Below are 26,676 nucleotides of genomic sequence, written 5' to 3'. Positions count from 1 at the left end.
GGACCATAACGTCACCAGGTGAATCACCCGGTTGAAACATTTATAACCCGAACATACCTCTGTTTAATTGTTTCAGCAACTGATTCTTATTTTCTGCTGCCACCAGCAATGAAATATTATCGCTACTGCCGCCGTAAGATACCATTCTAATTGGAACGTTCCGGATAGAACCGAAAAGTTTCTTTACAATTTCCTCCGTTTCGTTGATTTTATGACCTACTACGCAAATGATCGTCTGGCCTTCGTCAACTTCCACCTTTCCCAACACCCCAAGTTCCTTTATGATCTGATCCAAATGATCGTGGCTGTCGATCGTCAGTGAAACCGCCACCTCTGATGTTGTAATCATATCGATCGGCGTTTTGTATTTTTCAAAAACTTCAAAAAGCTTCCTCAGGAAACCGTAAGCCAGTAACATCCTGCCACTCTTGATTTTTATAGCGATGATATTATCTTTCGCAGCTACAGCTTTTACGCCGGAACCGGAGGCTTCCTGGGTGATGAGCGTACCCTTCGCGTCAGGCTGCATGGTATTCAGCAATCGCACGGGGATCTTATACTGCTGCGCGGGCCAGATGGAAGCCGGATGAAGTATCTTGGCGCCAAAGTAAGCCAACTCTGCAGCTTCTTCAAAACTCAGTTGTTCAACGGGCACCGTCTTATCCACGATTCGCGGATCATTGTTGTGCATACCATCAATATCGGTCCATATTTCACAAACTGTTGCATTGACGGCAGCAGCGATCAGTGAGGCTGAATAATCGCTACCCCCACGCTTCAGGTTATCTACCTCGCCTTTCGCATTGCGGCAAATATATCCCTGTGTGACGAGGATCTTCTTATCCCGGACACTGTCCAGCAGGTGTGATAGCCTGGTGCGGATACTTCCTATCTGGGGTTCCTCATTCTCATCGATGCTCATAAATTCAAGCGCGGGCAATAACGCGTAGGACGCACCGATCTCTTCCAGGTAAGTTGAAAATAATTTGGTGGATAAGAGCTCCCCCTGAGCAAGTATATCCTTGCTCAAAGCCTCACTGAATGAGATCTTCAGGATTACATGCAGAAAATCAAAATGCTCTTCCAGAATATTCCTGGCCTTATTGTATGTTTCGTCCTTTTTAAAAAGCTCCCTGATAAACTGGTCATAATGAGTTTGCAGGCTGTTGATGACCTGTAACGCCGTGTGGCGGTCAGCTTTGGCAATATTATTTCCGATTTCCACTAAAGCGTTCGTTGTTCCGGACAACGCCGACAGCACTACGATGGCAGGCTCTTTCTGTTCTTGCAATAATGAGGCAATATGCTGCATCCTCTCGGGCTTGCCAACACTGGTACCTCCAAATTTCATTACTTTCATTATGATTCGTTTTACAACCCCATTGCGCTAAATCGGCCGTCCCCGGGTTCAGGGATCTGGCTCTGCCGGACTTTGACTCTACCAGTCCAGGCGGACAAAGATAATCCAAAAGCATTTTCCTTTATTTGTCCTGCTGTCGGAAGCACTGATTTTTCTCAGCTTTTCAATTTATTTTAGATCGCTTGAAACAAAAACGCCGAAATACACCCCGAATCCTTTCTCTTAAAAACCCAGGGGGCCGAATGTTCAAGTCAAAAATTGAATAAATTTGTAGGAAACCTCCTTATATGAAATTTACGTATTACGGACAATCATGCTTCGCACTTGAGCTGGGCGGAAAGACTTTTCTGGCAGACCCGTTTATTACCGGAAATGAACTGGCAAAGCATATCAATATCAGCAGCATTCAAGCCGACTACATCCTGGTGAGTCACGGGCACGGCGACCACGTTGGTGATGTGATTCAGATTGCTAAAAGGACCGGCGCTTTGGTGATCAGTAATTTTGAGATCATTACCTGGGTGCAAAAGCAGGGAATCAGCAATGTACATCCAATGAATTTTGGCAGCCGCGATTTTGAGTTCGGTACCCTGACCTATTTTCAGGCGCAACACAGTAGTTGTCTGCCCGACGGAACCTGCGGTGGGAACCCGGGTGGATTTATCTTGAAATCACCCCATGGAAACTTTTATTACAGCGGCGATACCAGCCTGATGCTGGACATGCAACTGGTTCCTTACTATGCCAAACCTGATGTAGCGATTCTGCCGGTTGGCGGCAATTTCACGATGAATGTGCAGGACGCCCTAAAAGCGACTGAATTCATCGGTTGCGACAACGTGGTTGGCGTTCACTTCGACACTTTCGGCTATATTAAGATCGATCACGAGAAATCGCTGAAACTCTTTGCAGATGCGGGAAAAAAACTGCTGCTTCCCGAGATCGGAAAGACCTACGATCTGACAGGAGCCTGACCCGGATCTATGCCTTTCCATTATCCTGCTTAATTGCTGACCCATTTTCCGTTACATTTGTTCCAAAACAAGGGCCTCTCGCATGGAAAAATTTATTGTCTCGGCAAGAAAATACCGACCCCAGACCTTCGACACGGTAGTGGGGCAGGCGCACATTACCACGACCCTTAAAAATGCTATCCAGCAGAATCAATTGGCGCACGCCTTCCTGTTTTGTGGACCGCGCGGGGTTGGCAAAACAACCTGCGCCCGGATCCTGGCCAAGACCATCAATTGCGAGAATCTTACACCCGAAGGCGAGGCCTGCAATACCTGTAATTCCTGCGTTTCCTTTAACCAGGGCACTTCCCTCAACATCCATGAACTGGATGCTGCCAGCAATAATTCTGTGGATGATATCCGAGCGCTGACTGAAAAAGTCCGATTCGCCCCACAGGCAGGCCGTTATAAGGTTTATATTATTGATGAGGTGCATATGTTGAGCGCCCAGGCATTTAATGCTTTTCTGAAAACACTGGAGGAGCCGCCGCATTACGCGATTTTTATCCTGGCGACCACCGAGAAGCACAAGATTATCCCCACCATCTTAAGCCGATGCCAGATCTTCGACTTTAAGCGGATCAGCACAGCCGACACAGCCCGGCACCTTTCCGGCATCTGTGAAAAAGAAGCGATAAAAGCAGAAATGCCGGCTCTGCAGATGATTGCGCAAAAAAGCGAGGGTTGCCTGCGGGATGCACTCAGCCTGATGGATAAGATCGTAAGTTTTACCAATGGTGAACTCACCTATGCAAATACGCTGGAGCACCTGAATATCCTGGATGAAGATTATTATTTCAAACTGATGGGGCAGATGCTCAACCAGGACCTGACAGGCGCCATGCTGCTGTATGACGATATTAACCGCAAAGGATTTGAAGGTGACCTGGTACTGAACGGATTTGCCTCCTTTATCCGTAATCTGCTGGTCAGCAAAGATGAAAAAGCGGCGGTGCTGCTGGATGTCGTGGAAGATTTTAGAGCAAAATATGCAGAGACTGCTAAAGAGATCCCTACTCCCCTCCTCATCAGCGCCCTGAATATCCTGAATGAGGCTGAAATAAATTTCCGGATGGCGCGCAATAAACGGCTGCATGTGGAGCTGACCCTGATCCGGCTTTGCTACCTGAAACAAGCGATTACGCTGAGCGAAGAAGGGAATACCACTGTAAAAAAAAAATTGATTGAATCAACCGGCGCGCTTGCGTTCAGGCAAATTCAGCCGGTAGTTGCATCAAGGAAAAAAACAGCCTTACCGAAGCCTGCGACCCCTTCTGCCGAATCACGGCCTGAAGCCAGGCTGACGGTTCAGCACGAAAAGCCCGCAAAAGTTCCTGCGGCTAACGGGACACAAGCCCCTGTTTCGACAGCACCAATCACCCGGACCACAAAAATCAGCGGAATTGAAAAGATCCGTGAAAAATTCAAGGGACATACCCCCAGGGAAAAAGATTTACCACTGACTGTTGAAAACCTCAAAAAAGGATGGGATGCGTTTTCCAATCAGTTGCGGGAGGCTAAGAACTCGGCCGCACAAAGCTATGAGCTGGCCACACTGAAAATTATTGACGATAATACTTTTTATGTGTATGCCTCCAATTCCGTGGAGTACATGTTCGTAGAAAGCTGCAAGACGCAGGCTTCGGAGTTTTTGCAGCAGGAACTGAAAAATTATCAGTTGCAATTCTTCATTATAAAGATGGAGAATAAAGAAGAAGAAGAGCCCGGACAGCAGCCACTCTCCGCCCTTCAGCAATACCAGCGAATGATTGAAAAATACCCCCTGTTGAAAGAGCTAAAAGAAAAGCTGAAGCTTGATGTAGACAGATAAAGTGAGAGATACAGCCTCCAATCATAGCCCAGTGCACAAATTAATACTTCGGTGTGCACCAGATCCTCTCAGTTTTCATCAATTTACCTTAATTTCGGCCAAAATAATTGATTAATGGCTGAAAAGATCCTCATGCCCCGCTTAAGTGACACGATGACTGAAGGGGTGATTGCCGCATGGCATAAAAAAGTCGGCGACCCGGTTAAAAAGGGTGATTTGCTGGCTGAAATCGAAACCGATAAGGCCACCATGGAACTGGAAAGTTATAAGGATGGCACAATATTATATCTGGGAGCGGAGAAAGGAGGCACATTACAAGTAGATGACCTGATGGTGATCGTTGGTGAACCCGGCGAAGATATTTCCGGCCTGATTGGCGGGAAGTCCTCAACCCCGGCTACAACACCTGCCCCCGCTGCGCCTTCGCCTGCTCCTGCCAAACCGGAACCCCCGGCCAGCGCTCCTGCGGCTGCTCCGGCTACTGCGCAAGGCGCACCACTGGATATCAGTACCCTTGACGAAGTAGTACTAATGCCTCGTCTCAGCGATACCATGACTGAAGGTGTGATCGCCTCCTGGGCCAAGGAAGTGGGAAGCGAAGTGAAAAAAGGTGATCTCCTGGCTGAAATCGAAACCGACAAAGCCACGATGGAGCTTGAAAGCTATAAAAATGGTACACTTCTCTATCAGGGCGCCAAAAAAGGCGAACCAATCCAGGTAAATGACCTGCTGGCCATCATCGGCGAAAAGGGAAAAGTGGATGTTGATGCTATCGTCGCAGCCTCTAAAGGCGGCACCGTTTTATCCTCCGCAGCACAAGCCGAATCCGCTGGTCAGCCAGCGCAGGCAACTACAACCCCAGCAACCGGGGCAAGCTCCACCACCGCGGACGGCCGCATCAAAGCCTCACCGCTGGCTAAGAGACTCGCCGCCGATAAAGGGATCGACCTGTCACAGGTTCAGGGTAGCGGCGATGGAGGCAGGATTGTGAAAGCCGATGTGGATAGCTTCGTTCCATCAGCAGCCAGACCGGCCGCAGAAGCACCTGCTCCGGCGCAGACGCCTGCACTTGCACCGCCGCAAGCTCCGGGTTGGGTACCTCAGGCGCCGGTGGGTGAAGTAAGTTATGACGAGGTGAATGTTTCCCAAATGCGGAAAGTCATCGCAAAACGACTGGCAGAAAGCAAATTTTCAGCGCCTCATTTCTACCTCACCATGGCTATTGATATGGATGCGGCAGTGGCCAGTAGGGCAAGGATCAACGAAACCAGTCCGGTGAAAATTTCCTTCAATGATTTTGTGCTGAAAGCCTGCGCTATCGCATTGAGGCAGCACCCCGCGGTGAACAGCAGTTGGCTGGGTGATAAAATTAGAATTAATCATCATATTAATATTGGTGTAGCTGTTGCAGTAGAAGAGGGACTTCTCGTACCCGTGGTACGTTTTGCCGACAATAAATCCCTGTCGCAGATCGCCACCGAAGTAAAAACTTTTGCTCAAAAGGCCAGAGATAAAAAACTTCAACCCCAGGACTGGGAGGGTAGCACCTTCACTATTTCAAACCTGGGCATGTTTGGCATCGATGAGTTCACCGCGATCATCAACCCGCCCGATGCCTGTATTCTGGCTATTGGCGGCATCGCAAAGGTCCCGGTCGTGAAAAACGGACAGATCGTGCCTGGTAATGTCATGAAAGTGACCCTGAGCTGCGACCACCGCGTGGTGGACGGCGCAAAAGGGTCGGCCTTCCTGCAAACTCTGAAGGAATTGCTGGAAGAACCTTTAAGGATGCTGGTTTAATAAAACAATAATTCATTCAGATAACCAAAGCAGGCTGCAACATTCAACGTTGTGGCTTGTTTTGTTTTCTGTTTCCGGTGCTCAGACAAAACAGTGTTGACATTGAGCCATCGAAATAAGTCCCGGAACTGAAAAACTGAACGCCAATTTGTAAAGTGAACTGGTTTTTATAAGTAATAGATTAACCTTTAAAGCTTAATTAGTGAACAAAAAAACACTTTTACTGGGGGCATCAGAAAATCCCGCAAGGTATAGCAACATGGCTATAAAACGGCTGCGAGACAAGGGTCATGATGTGATAGCCATCGGCAGGACGAACGGCCAGGTGGAAGATGTGAAGATCAGAACGGACAGACCCCAAATCCAAGATCTCGACACGGTTACTATCTATTTAAATCCCGTCAACCAACCAGAATTCGAATCTTATATCCTGGGACTGAAACCGCGAAGGATCATTTTTAATCCGGGGGCTGAAAATCCCGATCTGGCAAAAAAAGCGGCCGCAAACAATATCGAAACCATGGAGGCCTGTACGCTTGTCATGCTGACCATTGGAATGTACTAGCTCCCGCAAAAGCAATTGGAGCGATATCTATATTTCTTATGCAAAATGATCATTATATTTATCATTAATCCTGCAATATGAAGTTTCTATCACTCTTCTTTCTGATTTTCTTATTCAATCACAATACCATCTTTGCGCAAAAACTATCTGCCATCGAAGCTGAGAGTAAGATCTCTTTTGTGATTAAAAATATCGGGATGGACGTAAACGGGGCGCTTTCAGGATTAAAAGGTCAAATGTATTTCGACTCTAAGAATCTGTCTGGCAGCGGGTTTGATATGACCGTAGATGTAAACACTATAAACACCGGCATCGGAAACAGGGACAGCCACCTGAAGTCTGAAACTTTCTTCAACGTTAGCAAATACCCCGTTATCCAAATTAAAACCATCCGGTTACAATTTCTGGGGAATAACCGGTATCAGGCTAAAGCCATGCTGACGATGAAGGGCACCAGCAGGGCCATTGACTTGAATTTTTTGGCTGAACCCAAACCGACGGGGTACCTGTTCAGCGGAAGCTTTTCCCTTAACCGCAAAGACTACGGCATTGGGGGCAGCAGCATGGTCATGGGAGATAATGTAAATGTCAATCTGCATGTCGTTGCCAGGAATCAATAAAAATCCCATCTAATATATTTATTATTTAATGCTTAATCTCCGTTCACTGTCTCCAACCGAGCCTGCACCCGACATCAGGTAATCTGCAAGCATAGAGATGCAGACCTCATTTATGCGCTATTTGCATAAGCTTGTCCTCCCGAAATCAAATTGTTATCTTCATAGATGCTTGTAAAAATAAATGGCAGCGCCGTTTATGGCGTTGACGCGCTCCCTATAACCATTGAAGTCAACTGGATATCCTCATCCGGTAAAGGTTCGTCGATTGTGGGCCTTGCCGACAATGCTGTCAAAGAGAGTATGCAGCGCATTGAAAGCACGTTTAAAACCAACCATTTTGAAATGCCGCGTACCAAGGTTTTGGTGAATCTCGCCCCGGCAGACATTAAGAAAAGCGGCACCGCCTTCGATCTTCCTATTGCACTAGGCATATTGGCCGCATCGGTACAGGTCAGGAAGATTCAGTCGCTCCCCGAATACGTGATCATGGGTGAACTCAGTCTCGATGGGGAGTTGAGGCCCATCAAAGGTTCCCTACCCATCGCGATACAGGCGCGCAAACAAGGCTTCAAGGGATTGATTGTTCCGAAGGTCAATGCCCGCGAGGCTGCAATGGTCAATAACCTGCGGGTTTATGGCGCCTCGAATATCCGGGAGGTGATCGATTTTTTCGAGAAGGGCGAAACCGGACTCAACCAGGTGAAAGTCAACACAAGAGATGAATTTTTTTACTCGCAGTATGAATATGAAATGGATTTTTCGGATGTCAAGGGACAGGAAAACATCAAAAGGGCATTAGAGATCACCGCGGCCGGCGGACACAACGCCATCCTGATCGGGCCGCCCGGTGCGGGCAAGACCATGCTCGCCAGAAGGCTCCCATCTATCCTGCCTCCCCTTACACTCCAGGAAGCGCTGGAGACCACCCAAATCCATTCGGTGGCGGGAAAGCTTCCCGAGAATGCAACGCTCATCTCCCGCAGACCCTTCAGATCTCCACATCATACTATTTCCGATATAGCCCTGGTGGGAGGCGGTGGCATCCCCCAACCGGGAGAGATCTCCCTGGCGCACCACGGAGTCCTGTTCCTCGATGAGCTACCCGAATTCAAACGCAGCGTCCTGGAAGTGATGCGCCAGCCGATGGAAGAGCGGAGGGTAACCATTTCCCGTGCTAAACAAGTGATGGATTTCCCGGCAAGCTTTATGCTGATAGCGTCTATGAACCCCTGCCCATGCGGGTTTCACAACCATCCCGAAAAGGAATGTACTTGCCCTCCGGGGGCGGTGCAGAAATACCTCAACAAAATCTCCGGGCCATTGCTGGATCGTATCGACCTGCACGTGGAAGTAACGCCGGTTCCTTTTGCCGAACTGGCCCACCAACGCCAGGGCGAGAACTCGGCAAGCATCCGGGACCGGGTAATCAGCGCCCGGAATCGTCAGCTGGAAAGGTTTAAAGACCAGCAAATCTATTGCAATGCCCAAATGAGCAGCAGCAAGCTGAAAGAGATCTGTGAGATCGACACGGTAGGCCGGAACCTGCTGAAAACAGCTATGGAAAAAATAAACCTCTCTGCCCGCGCCTACGACCGGATTCTGAAAGTCAGCCGCACCATTGCTGATCTTGAAGGCAGCGACGCCATCCTGCCCGAATTCCTGGCCGAAGCCATTCACTACCGTAACCTGGACCGGGAAAACTGGTCGGGGTGAGGCGGCATTCAAGAACTTTGCTGACACTGAACACATCCTTTTTTCAACCAAATATTCGTAACAATAAAGCGATAGTGTAATAGAATTTTTTATTTTTTTCAAAGGCATCCCCGTCATCTGGTCTTTTTTCTTCTATGTTACAAGTCTAAAATCTTTCACAACAAATTATCATACTGCCATACTCTTCTTCTGTCAATTTTTCCACCGCCATCTGTAATCATAGTAAGAAAAATCCATACCTAAGAGATTCATCGCTTCACCATCCTACTACCGGTTTGATCCAAAGCTGCTCTCAACCCCTTTGCCAGATGTAAAGCATTTCCGATACCCCAATAGTGAAGAAAGAACACTTTCGGCGTCTCGTGAACCATATGATTATGCACTGCTACTACTTCAATTCCATTTTCTACCAACGCTTTAATAACCGGGGCTACTTCATTTTCTAACATAGCAAAATCTCCGGCAACGGCAGCTTTACCCGGTGTTCCCTGCCATGCAGCCCAGGTATTAAATCCCATAAAACTGCTTACCGGAATGCCGTGCTCTGTAAGCTGTACATCATTTCGACCAATAGTGTACTTATACACACCTTTGCTCAGCTCGCCTTTATATCCAACGACAGCATCCAGCGCTGAAATATCCAACGTGTTAATCACGCTATCGGTATTTGCGGCTTTCGGGTCTGCCCCGCGTACTTCAGCTACTTTTCCAAAAATAGCTTTTACACCTTTTGCCAAAGTTGCAAGATCGGCAGACCTGTCGATATGCATAAACACAACATTAGGATGGTTCCGTACAAAATGGTTATGGATAGCTGAAATGGAGAACCCTTGCCGGATAACTTCCTGTTGCACAGGCTTCACATCTGCTTCACTGAGGATAATATCACCCATTACCATAGCGCTGTCTCCGCAGGGTGTAAATGCGGCCCAGCTACTCAGCCCCATAGCGGGGATGATTTTGAAACCGTCTACCACTACTTTAAGATCATTCTGCGGCACCGTGATTTTGTATTCGCCATTTTTCTCCACACCTTTCATTCCGGTAATGGATTCTATTTTAGCAATATCCAGCTTACTGCCCGGGGCGCAGCGGATTACCCGGGTGTTTTTAACCGTTCTAATTTCTTTATTGGATTGTGCCCGGCTATTACAACCGGCAATACTAACGGCAACCGGAAGTGCTGCCATCAATAACAGATCAATATAACCTTTCATGTTTTATAATTTTACTATTTAGCGAATGATACTTTTACGTGTGTATCAGGTTTTAATTCTTCATTTCCTTTCTGGACAAGGGTGTCTCCGTTTTCAAGGTCTCCGAATATCTCCTGCTTATCCCCCATATTAAAACCTGGCCTTACATCAACCCATTTGGTGCTGCCATTTGATACTTTTATCACAAATCGTTTCTCGAGCGTTGTAACCACCGCTGACACGGGCACTACAAGCGATTGCCCTTTCCTGAAGAACCGGAGCTTTACATCGGCATAACTTCCTGCTTTTAGCTCACCGGATAGATTAGGTATTTCAAATTCCCACATTTCGCTCCGGGTTTCATTATCGATGCTCCCAGTTTTGCGGGCCAGCGTGGCCATAAACTTTTTATCTGGAAGCGAGCGGGTGGTTAGCTCTCCGCTATTCCCGATCAGTTCAGCGTTTGTAAATACTTCAGGAACGGCGACCCTCAGTCGTAATACTCTATTGTCTTCAATTTCAAACAGAGGCTTATCACTGTTATTGCCAACCAGGGAACCAACATTGATATTTCTTTTCGTAATAATGCCGCTGTAAGGAGCTATGACCGCCAGATAGTTTCCGATTTGTTTGTAAGATAAAACAGCAGACTGTGCCTGGATCAGGTCCGCCAGGTTCACCAGTCCGGTTTTATATCTGTCCTGCATCGCACTGAAAGCATAGTTGCCGGATTTTAATTGTTGTTGTGTTTCCTTAGCCACCGTTACGCTATTCTTAAATGTCGCATTGGCGATCCGTTGCTGCGTGGTAAGGGCTGCCCTACTATCCGCTGTATTTTCTTCGGCTCCCTTTGACAATAGACTTTGTTGCTGCAATTGGCGTTTTACTTCACCATATTTCATGATCGGGAAAACCAGTTGTAAACCTGCCCCATAATTGAAACGTTTTAATGCAAGCCCATCCCAGGTATTACGTGCGCCACTGGCTTCAAAACCAGACCCGCGTGCAAACGTAGTCCCCCACGCGTTTAGTTTTGGTAAAAATGATTTCCTCAGCACCAGTTCTTTGGACTTGCTTTCATCCACTCTGCTTTGCTGATACAATACAAATGGATGCTTTGAAAAGGAAGTATCCGTGTTTTCTGCAATTGCAGGCAGCCTGTCTAAGAACGAGGTATCGGCAGGCACCGGCAAAGCATCCACCACAACCAGATGGGCCAGTTGCCATTGATCTATTTCCAATTTTTCTTGTGTGTTCAGCAGTTCAACTTTTGCTTTTGAAAGTTCGGACAAAAACAAAGCTGTATCTACACCCGCCTTTATACCAGTGCGGGCAAGTACCCGGCTTTGCCTCAAATTAGTCTGCACCCTTTCTACATTGTGCCGGTGAATGTTTACCAGGTCATAAGTCAGCAGCACATCCAGGTAGCTACTGATAACTTTGACGGAATGAATAAATAATTCATTCTGATAATATGATTTTTGCGAACTGGCTGCTGCCACTGCCTGGTTGATTCGCGCTTGACGTTCGCCAAAAGTAGATGCCTGCCAGTTTAACAAAAGGCTCGCAGCGCTTCCGCTCGCCGGGGCATAGGAATTAGTAACAGATGGAGGTCCTGTGATAGGCAAAATGCCATTGGGATAAAACATGCCCGTTAGATTATTAGCCGTAGCAAGACCAGCCTGGTAGGTAGCATCTATACTCGGTAGCCTGCTGTATTTGACAACATCCACATTTTTTGCCGCAGCATCTGATTCATATTTTCGGGCCTTCAACAGATGATATTGTTGTTGGGCTAATGTAACCGCGTCTTTTAACCCGATCACGGTATCCAAAGAGTTTTGGGCTTGTGTAGCGGTGCAAGCGCCTGTTAAAGCGATACCTAGAACCTGGAACCATTTTATCATATTATCCTGATTGATCCGTTTTTAAGATCATTATCAGGGCAAAACTAAAAGCCGATTTTGGAGAAATTTTGGCGGTACTATTGTCAAAAGGTTACGTCAATGATATGCCAGCCTTCTTTATATACGTAATCAATCTTGTAACGATAAAGCTGGCCAATTTGCTTTACCAGCGAGAGGCCAAGGCCGGTAGTCTTTCTGTTGTGCGATGCTTTTTTAAAGCGCTCAAATAGTTCTTCCGGCGGTATCTTAAGTGCATCCCCGGTATTCTCAATGATTAACCGGCGATCACTGATCGAAACCTTTATTTTTCTATCTCCGTTATTATGGACGATAGCGTTATTGACCAGGTTGGAAACCAAAATTTCGATTAATGACCGATTAGCTGTTACCATAATATCATTTTCGATCTTGTTGGTGATATCAGGGCAATCATCCGTATAATTCCTACAGTCATCTAACACGTCCCGGACCACCTCACTTACATTTACAAGCTCCACATCAGGGAACTGGTTGTTTTCAATCTTGGCCAGTAATAGCAATGTTTTGTTCAGTTCGCTGAGACGATTGGTTGCATTGGTAATATCGCCCAATAGCAACGCTTCTTTCTCCGTGATATCGGGTTGATTTATCAGCAACTCCAGCTTGGCGCGGATAACAGCAAGTGGTGTTTGTATCTCGTGAGAGGCATTCTCCACAAATTGTTTCTGGTTCAGGTAAGCTGTATTTACCCGACGAGTAAGTCCGGTAAGCATCGCATTCAACCGGTCAAATTCGGTAGTGCCTGTTTCCTCTGGTAGTTGTAAGTGGTTGCTTCCTGTTAAATCAAAATCTTCCGCAGCATGAATGGTTGAAAAAAATGGCCGCCACAATCTACCAGAACTCTTCCGGTTTAATAGGATTATAGCCAACAGTAACAAAAGCAGGATAACCGCTTCTGTGGCAAATACCTTGATGATCAAATGTTTGATCTCCGTGGAGGAAATAAAGGTTGAAACATAATAACTATGCCCGTTCCATTGAAAGCGGCTGGTAAGTACCTGGAACGGAAGCGCCTTCTTCTTGTCCGGATAATAAATGGCCGTATCCCTCGGCTCACCTAAATTGGCAGATGGTATAGCATCAGCCTCCATAATGTTATACTCCCCGGTGATATGCTTCTCCAAGGCGCCGGAAGTTGATACAAAAGCATTCCAGGTATTTTGTTGTTTTAACAGCAGAAGTTTTTCCTGTGCGTGGCGGGCATGCTTATTAAGCATGGCATAGAATAATCCCGAGCTGATCAGCAAAACAACCGGTAGCCAGATTAACAATGTTCTTGTATTTCGTTGTAGAAGCGGCCTGCTCATATTGTAACTTTATACCCTAATCCGTAAATGGTCTGAATGAGATCATCGCAGCCGCATTCCTTCAGCTTGCGTTTCAGGTTTTTCATTTGGGAATAGACAAAATCAAAAGAAGGCATTTTATCGGTCCGGTCGCCGTATATGTGTTCAGCAATTGCCTGCCTGCTCACTACCCTGTTTTGATTGTTTAACAGGAAGGCCAGCAAATCAAATTCATTCCGGGTTAGCACAAGTGGCTCTTGATTACAAGTCGCGGACCTGGAGGAAAGGTTGAGCCGGAGATTCCCGGACTCCAGCAAATTGGCGCCCTGGCTGTATTTTCTGCGAATTAATGCTTTCACCCGCGCGTTCAGTTCGGAAAGATGGAAGGGTTTGGTTACATAGTCATCGGCGCCCAGGTTCAACCCTTCAATTTTATCATCAATTGAATTACGGGCAGAAATAATGATCACGCCATCCCGTTTCTGATCTTGCCGCAGGTATTTCAGCAACTGGAGGCCGCTTCCGCCTGGCAGGTTGATGTCCAGCACAATACAGTCGTAATCAAAATCCTCCATTTTTGTAATCGCCTCATGATAGGTAGCCGCACCCTCACAAAGAAAGTCTTCGTCGGTAAAATATTCCAGGATACTTTGCAGCAAGTCAGGCTCGTCTTCCACTATCAACAGTTTCATACGCCTATATTTAGCGCAAAGCTACCCTCAAAATTTGGAGAAATTTTGTCGGCTCATTTTAGGTTGTCTTTTCGTTCTCCGGCCATGCTATATATCAGCAGCGCTGCGCTTTTACCCGATCCTTCCCGGGCTGCCACTATAAATAAACGCAGTTCGGGGATCAGCAGAGATGTCCTGGCGCCGCTACGGGTGGGAATATTCGCTACCTGCTTATACCCGTCTTGTCCATGATCCCGGAATATGCTAATGGCACCCGCCCCGCCGCTGACGATAATATTCCCCGTCTGGCTATCATAGTAAAGATCATCTGCGTCACCTGTCATTGGATTTAAACTTATCTCTTTACCTGTTCGGCCATCCAGGACCAATAGCCTTGCAGGATTTCGGTAACCGACAAACACCCGACAGGTAGCAGGATCTATCGTCATAGGAAAATTCGCAGTGGGTGCATCTCTGGACCACTTGTTCACAAGCTTCATCCGGGAGAGACTGATAGCCCCGACCATCCTGGAATCAGGTATATTTACAAATAGCCGATCCAGCTTTTTGTCTATCTGGAAGGACTCGGGGTGGGCAGGCAACTTAACATCCCCGGTCTGCTCATGACTATTGGCGTCAATGATAGCGATGCCGCCGGCTCCATAACCGACATAGATCTTCTTTTCTATTGAATCATACCGGACATCATCTGCATCAGAGGAAAGGTGGACCGTCCTTGTTTTTTCAAAGCTCCGGGCGTTAAAGAAATAACAGTCGCCATTACCCCCATTGGCCACAAATATCTCCTCGTTTTGTGGAATGTACGCCACCCCCTGGGGCTCATTCAGGCCCATGATGCTATGGATAATCTTGCCATTCTTTAAGTCAACCACTTCCAGCGTATTATTACCCAGGGCAGCGACGTAGATCACCTGGTCCTTGGGATTGATATCCATGTGATCGATCCGGCCCTTCACTCCCGGCAAAGGGATCGTTTTTTCCAGTTTCAGCGCGTCGGCGCCAAAAGATCGCTGACCATTGCAGCTTGAGACTAAGCTGCCGCAAATGATCAGCATGACCAGAAAATTAGTGTATAGTTTATTCATACACGTAGTTTTTTATTACTAGCGGCTATCATTACTGCAAAGCTATTGGCAAAATCTGGAGAAATTTTGTGACCTACTGGTTGGCAAAAACGTTTCAGTCGGGCCCGATAATTGCTTGCACTAGAATAGAGATAACGACTTCCCAGGAAATTCCGGCAAATCTTCCGCCTAGAATTTCCGGGGAGTCCCTTTCCGATCTTGTGATTCGTAAAACCCACTGTTTTGACGAGAAGATCGTTCCGCGAAATTCCCCTATACCTGGTTCGGGAGCAGCGGTGGATTAAAAATTGTCACCACGTCTCAGACCAACAATTTATTCTGTCCAGGGGTTGTCACTTTATGGCGTTCAATCTGGTAAAACAAAGGCCTAACTTCCAGAAAGAAACACCGATCTCAGCATGAAAGACGGAGAATATTCCCATTCCATTTGAACCTTTTCCCTCAAATCAGGGTTATTTAATACTTACTCTCTATTCAAAAACGTACAAAACCCGGAAAAGCACTTTAACTTAGAATAATTGAAAGAAATGTGGCAGGGAAGAAAGCAACAAGGACACATGAGATAGCCATGAGCAAGAAATTGCTTACAATCCCGTAAAGATTATTTGGCGTATTCCATGCCTGCCTGCCTGCCTGCGGCAGGTAAACCGGTCGGCAGGTGACGATCAAAAACACGAAAAAGAACACATGAAAATATTGGTCCATTACCTCAGACCTCTGAAATGGCTGGTAGTCGTCACGCTGGTCCTGGCGGGTATCAATATCGGGTTTTCGCTCATTGACCCCATCATCCTGGGGAAGCTGATCAACCTGGCGGCCGGTTACACCCATAACCCGGCTCCGTACAGTCCTTTTCTCTGGAAATTTGCCGGCCCGGTGATCAACCTTCTACTCTTGTCGATAGGTGTGGCGATGGTCAGTCGTATCGCCAAAGCCTTCCAGGATTATTTTCTGAATACCATCGTTCAGAAATTCGGTGCCGGGCTTTTTACCAAAGGGCTGAAACATGCGATGAAACTGCCCTACCAGGAATTTGAGGACCAGCGCAGCGGTGAAACCCTTGGCATCCTCCAAAAAGTGAGAACAGATACAGAGAAATTCATCAATGCATTCATCAACGTATTGTTTCCCATCGTGATAGGGATCATCTTCGTCAGTGTATATGCTTTCAGGATCCATTGGAGTCTGCCGATCATATATTTCGGCGGCATCATCCTGCTGATCCTCATGAGTAACCTGCTGAGTAAAAAAATAAAAGAAGTACAAAAGCAAATCGTAACCCAGACCGCAGCGCTGGCAGGCGCCACCACTGAATCGCTCCGCAATATCGAACTGGTAAAAAGCCTCGGGCTAACCGGCCAGGAGGTGGATCGTCTTAACAAAAACACCTACAAGATCCTCGGGCTGGAACTGAACAAAGTAAAGAGGATCCGGAGTATCAGTTTTGTACAGGGCACTTTTGTCAATACCCTGCGGCAGGTGATCTTATTTATCCTCATGTATTCCGTCTATCGGCATGAAATGGACGCGGGGCAACTGACGACGATGCAAATATTTTCTTTTTTCATATTTGGCCCCCTGCAGGAGATCGGAAATATCATCCTGTCCTATCGCGAAGCGGAAGCATCCCTGAACAATTTTGAAAACCTGATGCAGAAAAAACCTGAACGCCCTCCGGAGCATGTCAAACATTTAGGCGACATCAGGTCTTTGGAATTCAAAGACGTGGAATTCAGGCACCAGACGGCATCTCGTAATGCAATCCAGGGGATCAGCTTCAGCGTCAAAAAAGGCGATACCATTGCATTTGTGGGACCCTCAGGTAGCGGAAAAACTACCCTGATGAAACTGCTGGTGGGCCTTTACCGGCCCAGGCATGGCGCCATCCTTTACAACGGCCTGGACGAAAAAGAAATCAATTTTGACGATCTCCGTAAGCAAATCGGTTTTGTGACCCAGGATACCCAACTATTTTCCGGAACGATTCGGGAAAATTTATTATTTGTCAATCCCCATGCCACCGAAGAGGAATTAAACAGCGTGATTCAAAAGGCATCGGTAACTCATCTGCTGGCCAGGGCTGAAAAAGGACTGGACACACCCATTGGCGAAGGAGGGTTAAAACTTTCGGGTGGTGAGCGTCAAAGGCTTTCCATTGCCCGCGCTCTGATCCGGAACCCAAGGGTTCTGATCTTTGACGAAGCTACGTCCGCACTGGATTCACTGACGGAAGAAGAGATAACCAAGACCATCCGGTATGTTTCCTCACAGCAGAACCAAATCACCATTTTGATTGCTCACCGGCTGAGCACGGTGATGCATGCCGACCGCATCTATGTTCTTGAGCAGGGCGATGTGGTGGAGACCGGCGACCATGAGGAATTGCTGGAACGCAAAGGGCTTTACTACGCGATGTGGCGTCAGCAAATTGGTGAAAGAAGGCAGCGGATTCCGCTGACAGAAGAAAATTGATTATTCTACTGCTGCCTTTGGCAACAGGTGCTCGTCAATAATTTGTTTGAAAACATGCTTGGCCAACGCTCCCGGCTGCAGAGAAGGATCTCCATCTGCGGGAATAAACAGGAAGGTCGGGATGCTTTGAATACCAAACGCACCAGACAGATCCCTTTCCACCTCCGTATCAATTTTATAGATCAGCAATTTTCCTTCATACTCATTCGACAGCTCCTCCAGGGCGGGGGCTACCATTTTACAGGGACCGCACCAGTCGGCATAAAAATCAATAATCGCCGGCAAAGTCCCGCGGTACTTCCACTCCGTTTCGTTGTCATAATCAAAAATATGCTCTTTAAAACCCTGGGTCGTTAATTTAATTGTCGCCATATTCACTATTTTTTGAGGTGCAAAGTTCCCTATTTTAACGGGTTCGTTTCGTGATAAATGTTACATGGTTTTTAACGAAAAGCTCCAATACATAAAGATACGAAATTTTCCTTAATTGGCTTCCGGTACGAGTTCCGCCCTTCGGGCTTTGGTCCCAGGCAGCTATTTAAGAATGATTTGCAGCCTTTTGAAAACCGGTTTCTCTTCATAGACGTCTTAGCGTTGCCAACCAGGGAGAAATTTGAAGATTTTCCGATCTCTCGCTACCGTTTGATGGCGTTGCTGTGGATTTGCTTAAATTGCCCCTCAGGCAGTTGCGCGCTGCGGACTCAAAATCAAGTATTATGAAAATAATTCCCCTCTCGGAAGGAAGTTTTATCGTAGATGGCACGAAACGTTTTGTACCCTATCACCCAGGTTCAAATGACCCGGAGCCAAGAGTCAGAGGTGGCATGATCGTGCAGATCCAACCCTTTGTTTTGATCACGGGCAGGGATATTATCCTATTGGATTCAGGACTGGGTCTGAACGGAGGCGCCGGGCAAATTCCACTCATCAAAAACCTGCGCGATACCGGCATCGAACCTGAAGCTGTGACTAAAGTGCTGATGAGCCATCTTCATAAAGACCATAGCGGAGGCATGGTCAATCCATATACACATACCCCGCAATTCGAAAATGCCGTCTATTACCTGCAAAGAAGAGAGTTAATGTACGCCCTTGAAAAAGGCGCTCCCTCCTACAACCCACAGGATTTTGAAAACATTGAATCCACGGCCAACCTGGTTTTGCTGGACGAAGATGAGGGCGACATTGACGGTTATATCCACTACCAGGTCACCGCAGCCCATTCAAAATTCCACCAGGTCTTCTGGATCACCTCAGAAAACGAAACCGTCTTCTTTGGCGCGGATGACGCTCCCAAAAAAGATCAGATGAAAAGACGTTTTGTGGCCAAATATGATTTTGATGGACAGAAAGCGATGTCACTAAGAGAACAATGGAGAAAGGAGGGTAAAACCGGGCATTGGACTTTCCTGTTTTATCACGATACCGAAACGCCCGTTCTCAAAGTTTCCTGAGTATTGGAGACGTTAGTGGTCCCATTAAAAACAAAAGGCCTGCCCTAAAAAGAGCTGGCCGTTGCTAACCTATGAAAAACACCAAGGCAAATGTACTATTTTTTCAATTAAAACAAATTTTTTTTTCCCCAAATTTGAAAACCTGATAAAAGTCATTTTTTGCCAGTAATCAGGCCTGTTTTATTGAATTTGCACGGTCTTTTGCCTCAATTTTTCACGTGATTTTCGCACTATCATAACACGATAATACTACTTGCCCGGTGAGGGTATTTTTCCCGGTTAACACATATTAGTGATGGCTCTGAAATTTTTTCGGCGGTTTACCGTTATAATTTTGTATGACTAACTTTTTTAACCTCTAAAAAAAACAAAATGAAAACACTGGAAGAGATTGTTGAGATTAAACAATCTGTTGAAAAAAAATTACTTGGTCAGAAAGGCGTGACGGGCGTTGACGTGGGTTTCAAATACGTCAAAGGCAAGCGAACCCCTGAAATAGCCATTCGGGTTCACGTTGCAAAAAAACTGAAAACGATACCCAAGGGCGAAGCAATCCCTTCGGAAATTGAAGGGATAAGCACGGATGTGATTCAGGGAGTTTTTGAACCCCAATGGTTGCGGGTCCCGGTAGACGAAGTCATGGCCTATGCCGATGTAGCTTCATACTCCCCGCTTGTTGGTGGTATCAGCATCGGTCCCGACCGGGTTATAGGAGGCTATGTATTTGTAGGCACGCTGGGTGCACCGGTTGTTGATCTGACCACCAACAAAACAGCGCTCCTGAGTAATTTCCATGTCATGTGTGTTGATAACGGATGGCACGCCGGCGATGTGATGGATCAACCCGGAAGGGTGGATGGCGGAAGCATCGCAAACCGTGTAGCAACGCTCAGCCGGGGCGTACTGAGCAGCCACGTAGATGGAGCCGTCAGCGCACTGGATGCGGGGAAAACCACGAAGTGCGAAATCGTGGACATCGGAACAATCAATGGGACAGCTACAGCCGTACTCAACGCACCTGTCAGGAAGAGAGGGCGTACCACCCTGTTAACCTACGGATTCGTAGATGCCATCAATGCCACGTTGAATGTGGATTATGGGAACGGCATTGGTGTAAAAACTTTGAGCAACCAGATCGGTATCCGGCCGGATGTGACTCATAACCCCAAATTCAGTGATCATGGAGATAGTGGCAGTGTGGTTGTCGACGCGAATAACAAGATTGTTGGTTTGTTGTTTGCCGGTAACAACACAGGATACACCTACATCAACCCGATCAATTTTGTATTCAGTGAGCTGAATATTAAACTCTGCAGTTCAAAATCCACGATTAAGGAAGTGAAGGAAGTAAAGCTGGAGAAAATCGAGAAGATTGAAAGAAAGGAAATCAAAGAAGTAAAGCTGGAGAAAAATGAGTTGAAGGAGCATAAGCTTGAAAAAATTGAGCATAAGGAACACAAGGATTTCAAAGAATTCAAACTGGAAAAGAATGAACGGCTGGAGGGCAAACCCATCCGGGAATATGACCCCAAAGGAATTGCCGAAGTTACCAACCCAGGTCCTGGCCAAGGTATTCAGTTTGAAGAAACGGGTCCCGCTACGGATCTGGAACAAAGAATTGCCGCGCTTGAACAGGCATTCGGACAAATGAGCGCGTTTATCTCCCAACAACTCCGCCCCGATCTTTCACATGGCGCTTATACCGGAGAAGAATAGCCGCATACAGATTTATTTCATCCTAAGGTCTTGCAGACACTAATACTGCAAGACCCTTATTTCTACAAAAATGTTTTTCCTTTTTTGTTCAAAATATGATCAGGAGGCGATCTGGCTGCATAACCAGGTAATTTCAGGGAACCGAATCCCTGCCAGTATTCTTTTCAGCGAAGATCTGTACGATACCAGCGACTGGACCTTGCGTTTGAACGACAATCAATGTCACGCATCAGTGACCCTGCCCGATGGCACCCATATTGATAATAGCCAGGTAAAATTGTTCCTGAACCGTGTACAAAGCCTTACACATCCCTTTTGGAACCGGTTGGATAAGATTGAAAAAGAATATTTTCACCAGGAATGGAATTCCTTTTTAACTGGATGGCTAAAAGCCTTTGAGCCCGCCCTGGTCAACCCGGTAGCTCCGGGGATGCTCGCGGGATATGATGCCTGGCCGCTCAGATGGCGGGTGCTGGCCGCCAAAGCGGGACTGGCAGTTAAGCCTATGCATCTGGACAGCGAAACGGACCTGGTGTCACTGCTTTCACAATCTGAAAATAAAGACTCGTTGGTTTCTGCACTCGTTTACAAAAACAAGCTCTATGCCCCTGCTGAACTTGGGCGGTTTGCAGAAGCCTGCCTGCGGCTGTCGAAAACAGTGGGCTGCCCATTGCTGGAAGTGGTTTTTGAGAGAACGACGGATCGACAGCTACTTTTTGTAACTGCCAGTCCCATGCCTGCTTTCAGCCGGCACAGCTACAAATTCGTTGAGTCTTTCAAAATGGATCTCATGGGAGTTACCGGAGAGGCTTGTCTCACGTGAATTTATTCAGCCTTTATCTCCGAACTCCTGAATATTTTAATTTTTTTTAAACTTGTTACTATGGTATTGGTATGTGGCATACCCACTGAACCTCCGATTGAGTTGCTGGTTAATGAACTCGAAATTACCGGTACCTCTTATCTGTTATGGAATCCGCGAAAATTTGCGAAGACCCGTATCAGCACTGAATTAGACGCGCAAGGAAAATTCGGAGGCACTCTCTTCTACGAAGAAACAAGCTATGACCTTCGTGTCTTTTCCAGCATTTACTCGCGTATGACCGACTGGACAACACTACCAGAAATTGAACAGGAGCCGGATAACAAGGCGTTGAGGGCCAGGTGCGAGCGGATTCACTTTCTGATGCAGTTATTCATAGACAATACGGAAGCGCTCGTGATCAATCCTTCAGATGCGATGGCGAGTAATGGCAGCAAACCCTATCAACTATTCCTGGCCAGGGACAACGGGCTGAAGATACCTGATACCCTGGTCACCACTGACCCCGGGGCTGCCAGAGATTTTTACAGGATCCATCGGCAGCATGTGATTTATAAGTCGATCAGCGGAGTCCGTTCCGTGGTACAAAAAATGAAGGAAGAAGAGCTCAGCAACCTGGATAAGCTGCACTTCTGCCCTACCCAGTTTCAGGAATTTGTGGCAGGTAATAATCTGAGGGTACATGTCATTGACCGAAGGGTCATCGCCACAGAAATTCTGGCAGATGCGATTGATTACAGGTATGCGGCGCGGGAAAAAAAGCAGTCGGCGGTGTTGAAGCATACGGAACTGCCGGCGCAGGAGCAAAACAGTTGTATCCGGTTCAGCCGCTCCATAGGTTTATATTTCAGTGGCCTTGATTTCAGGAGGCGGGATGACGGCTCACTGGTTTGTTTTGAAGCCAACCCAATGCCGGGTTATAGTTACTATGAAGAAAGCACATCACAACCTATTGCCTACACCCTGGCTTGTGAACTTAAGACCCGGGAAAGCAATTACAGGGGTTTGACTTCTTCAAAAGAAATTACGATCGGTATCCCTTCATAGCTTTCCTGAACACCAAGATCACGGAGGGTCAGCTGCTTGTTATCGGTGATGATCTTGATGCAGATTTTAGAATGTTCGTGAGGCATCGTGGATACAGCAAGTCCCTGAACGTCCTTTTTCTCAAGGATCTTTTTTTCAAGCTCTCCCTGGATTTTTAAAGCTTTGTCTACTTCCGGTTGATTATTTTCCATATATCAGAATTGAAAGTTAACAAATCCATCAAAGCTCCTTCGGGGGTCTAGGCTTTCCGGGCAATGACTTTTTCCGCGGCGGCTACAATATCCGGCACATCCATGCCATATTTCTTCAACAGTTCCAGCGGTTTGCCACTTTCCCCGAAAGTATCCTTGGTTCCAACATATTCGATGGGAACCGGAAAATGTTTAGCGGCACACTGCGCAATAACATCTCCCATTCCTCCATAAATATTATGTTCTTCTGCAGTAACAGCGCATTTTGTCTTTTTCAGCGAATTGATAACCGCTTCTTCATCCAACGGTTTGACCGTATGAATGTTGATCAGTTCCACACTAATTCCCTTTTCTTCGAGGATAACACCTGCCTGGATCGCGTTCCACACCAGGTGTCCGCAAGCGAAAATGGACACGTCTGTTCCTTCAGAAAAGAACTGGGCCTTACCAATCTGGAAATCTTCTTCTTTGGTAAAAATAGGCCATGCCGGACGGCCGAATCTCAGGTAAACGGGGCCTTGAAAATTCGCAATGGCTTTGGTAGCGGCTTTAGTTTGCGTGTAATCGCAGGGAACTACGACAGTCATGCCCGGCAGCATCTTCATCAGTCCGATGTCTTCCAGGATCTGGTGTGTGGCGCCGTCTTCGCCTAGGGTAACGCCGGCGTGGGAGGCACAAATCTTTACATTTTTGCCGCTATAGGCAATGGACTGTCTGATCTGGTCATAAACCCTTCCGGTACTGAAATTAGCAAAAGTTGTTGTATAAGGAATCATCCCGCCGATAGCCAGACCGGATCCGACGCCCATCATATTGGCTTCACCAATTCCGCACTGAACGAAACGTTCGGGAAATTCTTTTATAAACTGATTTAACTTCATGGATCCCGCCAGATCCGCGGTAAGCGCGACAATCTTGTCGTTTGCCCTCGCGGCTTCCACAATTCCATCACCAAATCCACTGCGGGTATCTTTAGTTCCGGTAGATTGAATGTCCTTTAATGCCATTTGTATAAAGTTAGGAGGCAAAAGTAACGCTTTTAAGCGCTTATATCTGCTTTTGGAGGTAGTTTTTTAACTGGCTGGTCCGATTCACACAACCATCCCCGCCAAGATTTTGTTAACAAATTAATAAGCCTAAAAAACCTGCCAAACGGGGCTTATTTGCTTTGTTAATTTGGACAAATTGCAGCACCTTTGCCTTCACATTATTTAATACTATTTATTTATCCTTCTAAAGAATGGGACTTTTCAACTGGTTTACGCAGGAAATTGCGATGGATCTGGGTACGGCAAACACCCTAATTATACATAATGACGAAGTGACGGTAAATGAGCCGAGTATTGTGGCGCTCAACCGGAACAATCCAAAAGAAGTGCTCGCTGTGGGAAAACGTGCGCTGATGATGCACGAAAAGACGCATGAGAGTATCCGGACTGTAAGGCCGCTTAAAGACGGTGTAATTGCCGATTTTAATGCCGCAGAGCTAATGATCCGGGAACTTATTAAACTCGTCTACCCCAAGAAACCACTTTTCCCTCCCAGCTGGCGAATGATGATCTGTATTCCTTCTTCGATCACCGAAGTGGAAAAACGTGCTGTTCGTGACAGCGCGGAGCAGGCAGGTGCCAAAGAAGTTTATCTGATCCACGAACCGATGGCATCGGCACTGGGTATCGGCATAGATGTGGAAGAACCCGTGGGCAACATGATCATCGATATCGGGGGTGGAACAACCGGCATCACGGTGATCGCGCTGGCCGGAATTGTCTGCGACCAGAGTATCCGTATTGCCGGCGATGAATTCACGGCAGATATCATGGAAGCACTCAGAAGGTACCACAGTTTGTTGATCGGGGAGCGTACAGCCGAACAAATTAAGATTCAGATTGGCGCTGCCCTGAAGGATCTTGAAAATCCCCCGGACGATATTCCCGTAAACGGGCGTGATCTGGTAACCGGTATTCCCAAGCAGATCATGGTGAGCTACCAGGAAGTGGCTGAAGCGCTGGATAAAAGTATTTTCAAGATTGAAGAAGCTATATTAAAGGCCCTGGAACAAACACCACCGGAACTAGCCAGTGATATTTACCGTCGTGGGTTGTACCTGACGGGAGGCGGCGCCCTGTTGCGTGGTTTGGATAAAAGACTAGGTCAGAAAATCAAACTTCCGGTGCACATAGCCGACGATCCTTTAAAAAGTGTGGTAAGAGGCACCGGTATAGCGTTAAAAAATCTCGACAAGTATCCATTTGTAATGCGCTGAGCGAATATTATTTATACGGATACCGGCGCGAATAATTCCCTACCAGTCCAGGGGTCCTAACCAAAATACCAGAGGACAGTGCAAAATATTTTCTATTTCATAAGGCGGTTTTGGGTGTTTATCGCCTTTCTGATCCTACAAGGCATCAGTCTGTATTTGCTATTCAGTTTCAACAGGTTTCACCGAATCCGGGGGTTGGAATTTGCGGGCACTTTCACTCGTTTCTTCAATTCAAAATATAATAATATTGAGGATTTTTTCCGGTTGAGGGAAGAAAACAAGCGGGTGCACGCCATGAATGATTCCCTAATGAACCTACTCCAAAGCAATTTTGCAGTGACCGACACGGCAAAGGCAAAAATTACGGAAGATTTGCCGGCCGATTCAACCTCAGCAAAAAGGCTATACCGTTGGACTTCGGCTCAGGTACTATATACAACGGTCAACAGCGACAAAAATTATCTTCAGATTAATCGTGGAAAACTGGAAGGAATCACTGAAGATATGGGCGTGTTCAGTTCCAATGGCGGCCTCGTCGGAAAAGTGATCAACACAGGAGATCATTTCAGCGAAGCTATGACCCTGCTCCACGTGCTGAATAAACTCAGTGTACAATTGAAACGTACGGGTAACGCGGGTATCCTGTCGTGGGATGGCGCAGATCCCAATCAACTGACCATTGCCGGAATTCCGAAAACGGACTCTGTTCGCAAGGGCGACACCATCCTCACGGGAAATTACTCGCTGAGTTTTCCCGCTGGAAGAATGGTTGGTGTTGTTTCTTCGGTCAGGAAAGAAGAGTCTACAAACTTCCTGATCCTGAAAGTGAAGCCAACCGCAAATTTTGCAAGCCTGCAACAGGTGTTCATTGTGGAGAACCTGAATTATACCGAGCAGAAATCCCTGAATGAAGATACTCAAAAGAGACTGGAAACCAAAGCGGTAAAGTAATGAGCGACCTGGTAAAAAATATATTAAGATTTGCTTTCTTCGTCTTTGTACAGGTGTACATCTTAAATGTAATGCCACTGCTCCACGACCTTATCACTCCTTACTTATATTTTCTGTTTCTCCTGTGGCTCCCCTTCCACATTAAAAGGGGATGGCTGCTTGTTCTCGGTTTTCTATTGGGATTGTCGGTAGATTATTTTGCCATGACACCTGGCCTTCATGCCGCGGCGAGTGTACTGGTTGCCTATTTACGGCCATTCATCATTCATTTGTTTGCGCCAAAAGAAGCAACCGAATTCAACTACCGCGAACCGTCGCCCAAGGCGATGGGCTGGAGCGCCTACAGCCTCTATGCCCTGATGCTCACCTTTATCCATAATTTTTATCTTTTGTTTCTGGAATGGCTTTCTTTCGGGCACTTCATCGATTTCCTGATGAAGGTGTTGACAACAACCGCCGTCAGCATGCTGATGATTTTCCTGGCAGAACTGCTGGTTCCCCGTAAACTGAAATTCAGGACGAACGTGGCCTGATTAAAATTCACAATTATTTTTCTGAATTGTCTGCCTCGAATCCCGCGTCTTTGTACTTTTACAGCAGATTCTCAGGCAATTTCATAAAATTCCAATAATTTAATATTTGTTTTTAT

Annotated in this window: 23 protein-coding genes; 14 read left to right on the top strand and 9 right to left on the bottom strand. The window is 46.7% G+C overall.

Annotated elements, in window-relative coordinates:
• Positions 1-40: 40 nt before the first annotated feature.
• Complete coding sequence (locus tag AC3WS5_RS04805) at positions 41-1,360, bottom strand: aspartate kinase (RefSeq protein ID WP_492466117.1); 1,320 nt, start codon at positions 1,358-1,360, stop codon at positions 41-43.
• A gap of 287 nt (positions 1,361-1,647) precedes the next feature.
• Between AC3WS5_RS04805 and AC3WS5_RS04800 the strand changes: the two genes are divergently transcribed.
• The 6 genes from AC3WS5_RS04800 to AC3WS5_RS04775 all read left to right on the top strand — a co-directional run bounded on the left by AC3WS5_RS04800 (position 1,648) and on the right by AC3WS5_RS04775 (position 8,902).
• Positions 1,648-2,334 carry a metal-dependent hydrolase gene (locus tag AC3WS5_RS04800; RefSeq protein WP_492466116.1) on the top strand — a complete coding sequence of 229 codons (687 nt, stop codon included), beginning with the start codon at positions 1,648-1,650 and terminating at the stop codon, positions 2,332-2,334.
• Between the two features lie 82 nt (positions 2,335-2,416).
• Complete coding sequence (locus AC3WS5_RS04795) at positions 2,417-4,204, top strand: DNA polymerase III subunit gamma/tau (RefSeq protein WP_492466115.1); 1,788 nt, start codon at positions 2,417-2,419, stop codon at positions 4,202-4,204.
• Positions 4,205-4,318: 114 nt separating this feature from the next.
• The gene (locus AC3WS5_RS04790; RefSeq protein ID WP_492466114.1) at positions 4,319-6,004 is read left to right on the top strand and encodes a pyruvate dehydrogenase complex dihydrolipoamide acetyltransferase; all 1,686 of its coding nucleotides are present in this window, start codon (positions 4,319-4,321) and stop codon (positions 6,002-6,004) included.
• A gap of 202 nt (positions 6,005-6,206) precedes the next feature.
• A complete protein-coding gene (locus AC3WS5_RS04785) occupies positions 6,207-6,569 on the top strand; it encodes a CoA-binding protein (RefSeq protein ID WP_492466113.1) in 363 nt (120 codons plus the stop codon).
• 77 nt (positions 6,570-6,646) lie between these two features.
• On the top strand, positions 6,647-7,189 hold the full coding sequence (locus tag AC3WS5_RS04780) for a YceI family protein (protein WP_492466112.1): 543 nt from the start codon (positions 6,647-6,649) through the stop codon (positions 7,187-7,189).
• A 165-nt stretch (positions 7,190-7,354) separates the two neighbouring features.
• A complete protein-coding gene (locus AC3WS5_RS04775; protein ID WP_492466111.1) occupies positions 7,355-8,902 on the top strand; it encodes a YifB family Mg chelatase-like AAA ATPase in 1,548 nt (515 codons plus the stop codon).
• 248 nt (positions 8,903-9,150) lie between these two features.
• Here the strand turns inward: AC3WS5_RS04775 and AC3WS5_RS04770 are convergent, their stop codons facing one another.
• From AC3WS5_RS04770 to AC3WS5_RS04750, 5 genes are all read right to left on the bottom strand, one after another.
• Positions 9,151-10,119: a DUF1259 domain-containing protein gene (locus AC3WS5_RS04770; protein ID WP_492466110.1), complete on the bottom strand. Its 969-nt coding sequence runs from the start codon at positions 10,117-10,119 to the stop codon at positions 9,151-9,153.
• A 14-nt stretch (positions 10,120-10,133) separates the two neighbouring features.
• Positions 10,134-12,005: an efflux RND transporter periplasmic adaptor subunit gene (locus AC3WS5_RS04765; RefSeq protein ID WP_492466109.1), complete on the bottom strand. Its 1,872-nt coding sequence runs from the start codon at positions 12,003-12,005 to the stop codon at positions 10,134-10,136.
• 83 nt (positions 12,006-12,088) lie between these two features.
• Positions 12,089-13,351 carry a sensor histidine kinase gene (locus AC3WS5_RS04760; RefSeq protein WP_492466108.1) on the bottom strand — a complete coding sequence of 421 codons (1,263 nt, stop codon included), beginning with the start codon at positions 13,349-13,351 and terminating at the stop codon, positions 12,089-12,091.
• Positions 13,348-14,022 (bottom strand): response regulator transcription factor, encoded by a 675-nt coding sequence (locus tag AC3WS5_RS04755; protein WP_492466107.1) that lies wholly within the window; start codon positions 14,020-14,022, stop codon positions 13,348-13,350. Before AC3WS5_RS04755 ends, AC3WS5_RS04760 begins: the two co-directional genes overlap by 4 nt.
• A 53-nt stretch (positions 14,023-14,075) precedes the next feature.
• The gene (locus AC3WS5_RS04750) at positions 14,076-15,107 is read right to left on the bottom strand and encodes a YncE family protein (RefSeq protein ID WP_492466106.1); all 1,032 of its coding nucleotides are present in this window, start codon (positions 15,105-15,107) and stop codon (positions 14,076-14,078) included.
• A 687-nt stretch (positions 15,108-15,794) separates the two neighbouring features.
• On the opposite strand from AC3WS5_RS04750, the gene AC3WS5_RS04745 reads away from it, so the two are divergent.
• Positions 15,795-17,579, top strand: coding sequence for an ABC transporter ATP-binding protein (locus AC3WS5_RS04745; RefSeq protein WP_492466105.1), 1,785 nt, complete (start codon positions 15,795-15,797; stop codon positions 17,577-17,579).
• On the opposite strand, the gene AC3WS5_RS04740 is transcribed toward AC3WS5_RS04745, so the two are convergent.
• Positions 17,580-17,951: a thioredoxin family protein gene (locus tag AC3WS5_RS04740; RefSeq protein ID WP_492466104.1), complete on the bottom strand. Its 372-nt coding sequence runs from the start codon at positions 17,949-17,951 to the stop codon at positions 17,580-17,582.
• Positions 17,952-18,295: 344 nt separating this feature from the next.
• Here AC3WS5_RS04740 and AC3WS5_RS04735 point away from each other — a divergent pair, with 344 nt between their 5' ends.
• From AC3WS5_RS04735 to AC3WS5_RS04720, 4 genes are all read left to right on the top strand, one after another.
• Positions 18,296-19,033: an MBL fold metallo-hydrolase gene (locus AC3WS5_RS04735; protein WP_492466103.1), complete on the top strand. Its 738-nt coding sequence runs from the start codon at positions 18,296-18,298 to the stop codon at positions 19,031-19,033.
• A 372-nt stretch (positions 19,034-19,405) separates the two neighbouring features.
• A complete protein-coding gene (locus AC3WS5_RS04730; protein ID WP_492466102.1) occupies positions 19,406-20,749 on the top strand; it encodes a chymotrypsin family serine protease in 1,344 nt (447 codons plus the stop codon).
• Between the two features lie 70 nt (positions 20,750-20,819).
• On the top strand, positions 20,820-21,572 hold the full coding sequence (locus tag AC3WS5_RS04725) for a hypothetical protein (protein ID WP_492466101.1): 753 nt from the start codon (positions 20,820-20,822) through the stop codon (positions 21,570-21,572).
• 60 nt (positions 21,573-21,632) lie between these two features.
• The gene (locus AC3WS5_RS04720) at positions 21,633-22,619 is read left to right on the top strand and encodes an ATP-grasp domain-containing protein (protein ID WP_492466100.1); all 987 of its coding nucleotides are present in this window, start codon (positions 21,633-21,635) and stop codon (positions 22,617-22,619) included.
• Here AC3WS5_RS04720 and AC3WS5_RS04715 read toward each other — a convergent pair.
• Positions 22,568-22,810, bottom strand: coding sequence for a hypothetical protein (locus AC3WS5_RS04715; protein WP_492466099.1), 243 nt, complete (start codon positions 22,808-22,810; stop codon positions 22,568-22,570). The genes AC3WS5_RS04720 and AC3WS5_RS04715 overlap by 52 nt on opposite strands.
• Before the next feature lie 47 nt (positions 22,811-22,857).
• On the bottom strand, positions 22,858-23,817 hold the full coding sequence (locus AC3WS5_RS04710; protein ID WP_492466098.1) for a transketolase family protein: 960 nt from the start codon (positions 23,815-23,817) through the stop codon (positions 22,858-22,860).
• Positions 23,818-24,050: 233 nt separating this feature from the next.
• Here AC3WS5_RS04710 and AC3WS5_RS04705 point away from each other — a divergent pair, with 233 nt between their 5' ends.
• The 3 genes from AC3WS5_RS04705 to AC3WS5_RS04695 all read left to right on the top strand — a co-directional run bounded on the left by AC3WS5_RS04705 (position 24,051) and on the right by AC3WS5_RS04695 (position 26,560).
• Entirely contained in the window at positions 24,051-25,076 is a 1,026-nt protein-coding gene (locus AC3WS5_RS04705) for a rod shape-determining protein (protein WP_492466097.1), read from the top strand.
• A gap of 78 nt (positions 25,077-25,154) precedes the next feature.
• Positions 25,155-26,027 carry a rod shape-determining protein MreC gene (mreC, locus tag AC3WS5_RS04700; protein WP_492466096.1) on the top strand — a complete coding sequence of 291 codons (873 nt, stop codon included), beginning with the start codon at positions 25,155-25,157 and terminating at the stop codon, positions 26,025-26,027.
• Positions 26,027-26,560 (top strand): rod shape-determining protein MreD, encoded by a 534-nt coding sequence (locus AC3WS5_RS04695; protein ID WP_492466095.1) that lies wholly within the window; start codon positions 26,027-26,029, stop codon positions 26,558-26,560. The genes mreC and AC3WS5_RS04695 overlap by 1 nt, the downstream gene beginning before the upstream one ends.
• Positions 26,561-26,676: the final 116 nt, after the last annotated feature.

This window comes from Niabella sp. CPT15-335-S11 (genome assembly GCF_058792415.1).
This window is presented reverse-complemented; position numbering and strand designations above follow the sequence as displayed.

Bases quoted from the DNA above. Each gene is read 5' to 3' on its own strand.
- AC3WS5_RS04805 (WP_492466117.1), bottom strand. From the start codon at position 1,360: ATGAAAGTAATGAAATTTGGAGGTACCAGTGTTGGCAAGCCCGAGAGG.
- AC3WS5_RS04800 (WP_492466116.1), top strand. From the start codon at position 1,648: ATGAAATTTACGTATTACGGACAATCATGCTTCGCACTTGAGCTGGGC.
- AC3WS5_RS04795 (WP_492466115.1), top strand. From the start codon at position 2,417: ATGGAAAAATTTATTGTCTCGGCAAGAAAATACCGACCCCAGACCTTC.
- AC3WS5_RS04790 (WP_492466114.1), top strand. From the start codon at position 4,319: ATGGCTGAAAAGATCCTCATGCCCCGCTTAAGTGACACGATGACTGAA.
- AC3WS5_RS04780 (WP_492466112.1), top strand. From the start codon at position 6,647: ATGAAGTTTCTATCACTCTTCTTTCTGATTTTCTTATTCAATCACAAT.
- AC3WS5_RS04775 (WP_492466111.1), top strand. From the start codon at position 7,355: ATGCTTGTAAAAATAAATGGCAGCGCCGTTTATGGCGTTGACGCGCTC.
- AC3WS5_RS04770 (WP_492466110.1), bottom strand. From the start codon at position 10,119: ATGAAAGGTTATATTGATCTGTTATTGATGGCAGCACTTCCGGTTGCC.
- AC3WS5_RS04765 (WP_492466109.1), bottom strand. From the start codon at position 12,005: ATGATAAAATGGTTCCAGGTTCTAGGTATCGCTTTAACAGGCGCTTGC.
- AC3WS5_RS04760 (WP_492466108.1), bottom strand. From the start codon at position 13,351: ATGAGCAGGCCGCTTCTACAACGAAATACAAGAACATTGTTAATCTGG.
- AC3WS5_RS04755 (WP_492466107.1), bottom strand. From the start codon at position 14,022: ATGAAACTGTTGATAGTGGAAGACGAGCCTGACTTGCTGCAAAGTATC.
- AC3WS5_RS04750 (WP_492466106.1), bottom strand. From the start codon at position 15,107: ATGAATAAACTATACACTAATTTTCTGGTCATGCTGATCATTTGCGGC.
- AC3WS5_RS04745 (WP_492466105.1), top strand. From the start codon at position 15,795: ATGAAAATATTGGTCCATTACCTCAGACCTCTGAAATGGCTGGTAGTC.
- AC3WS5_RS04740 (WP_492466104.1), bottom strand. From the start codon at position 17,951: ATGGCGACAATTAAATTAACGACCCAGGGTTTTAAAGAGCATATTTTT.
- AC3WS5_RS04735 (WP_492466103.1), top strand. From the start codon at position 18,296: ATGAAAATAATTCCCCTCTCGGAAGGAAGTTTTATCGTAGATGGCACG.
- AC3WS5_RS04730 (WP_492466102.1), top strand. From the start codon at position 19,406: ATGAAAACACTGGAAGAGATTGTTGAGATTAAACAATCTGTTGAAAAA.
- AC3WS5_RS04725 (WP_492466101.1), top strand. From the start codon at position 20,820: ATGTTTTTCCTTTTTTGTTCAAAATATGATCAGGAGGCGATCTGGCTG.
- AC3WS5_RS04720 (WP_492466100.1), top strand. From the start codon at position 21,633: ATGGTATTGGTATGTGGCATACCCACTGAACCTCCGATTGAGTTGCTG.
- AC3WS5_RS04715 (WP_492466099.1), bottom strand. From the start codon at position 22,810: ATGGAAAATAATCAACCGGAAGTAGACAAAGCTTTAAAAATCCAGGGA.
- AC3WS5_RS04710 (WP_492466098.1), bottom strand. From the start codon at position 23,817: ATGGCATTAAAGGACATTCAATCTACCGGAACTAAAGATACCCGCAGT.
- AC3WS5_RS04705 (WP_492466097.1), top strand. From the start codon at position 24,051: ATGGGACTTTTCAACTGGTTTACGCAGGAAATTGCGATGGATCTGGGT.
- AC3WS5_RS04695 (WP_492466095.1), top strand. From the start codon at position 26,027: ATGAGCGACCTGGTAAAAAATATATTAAGATTTGCTTTCTTCGTCTTT.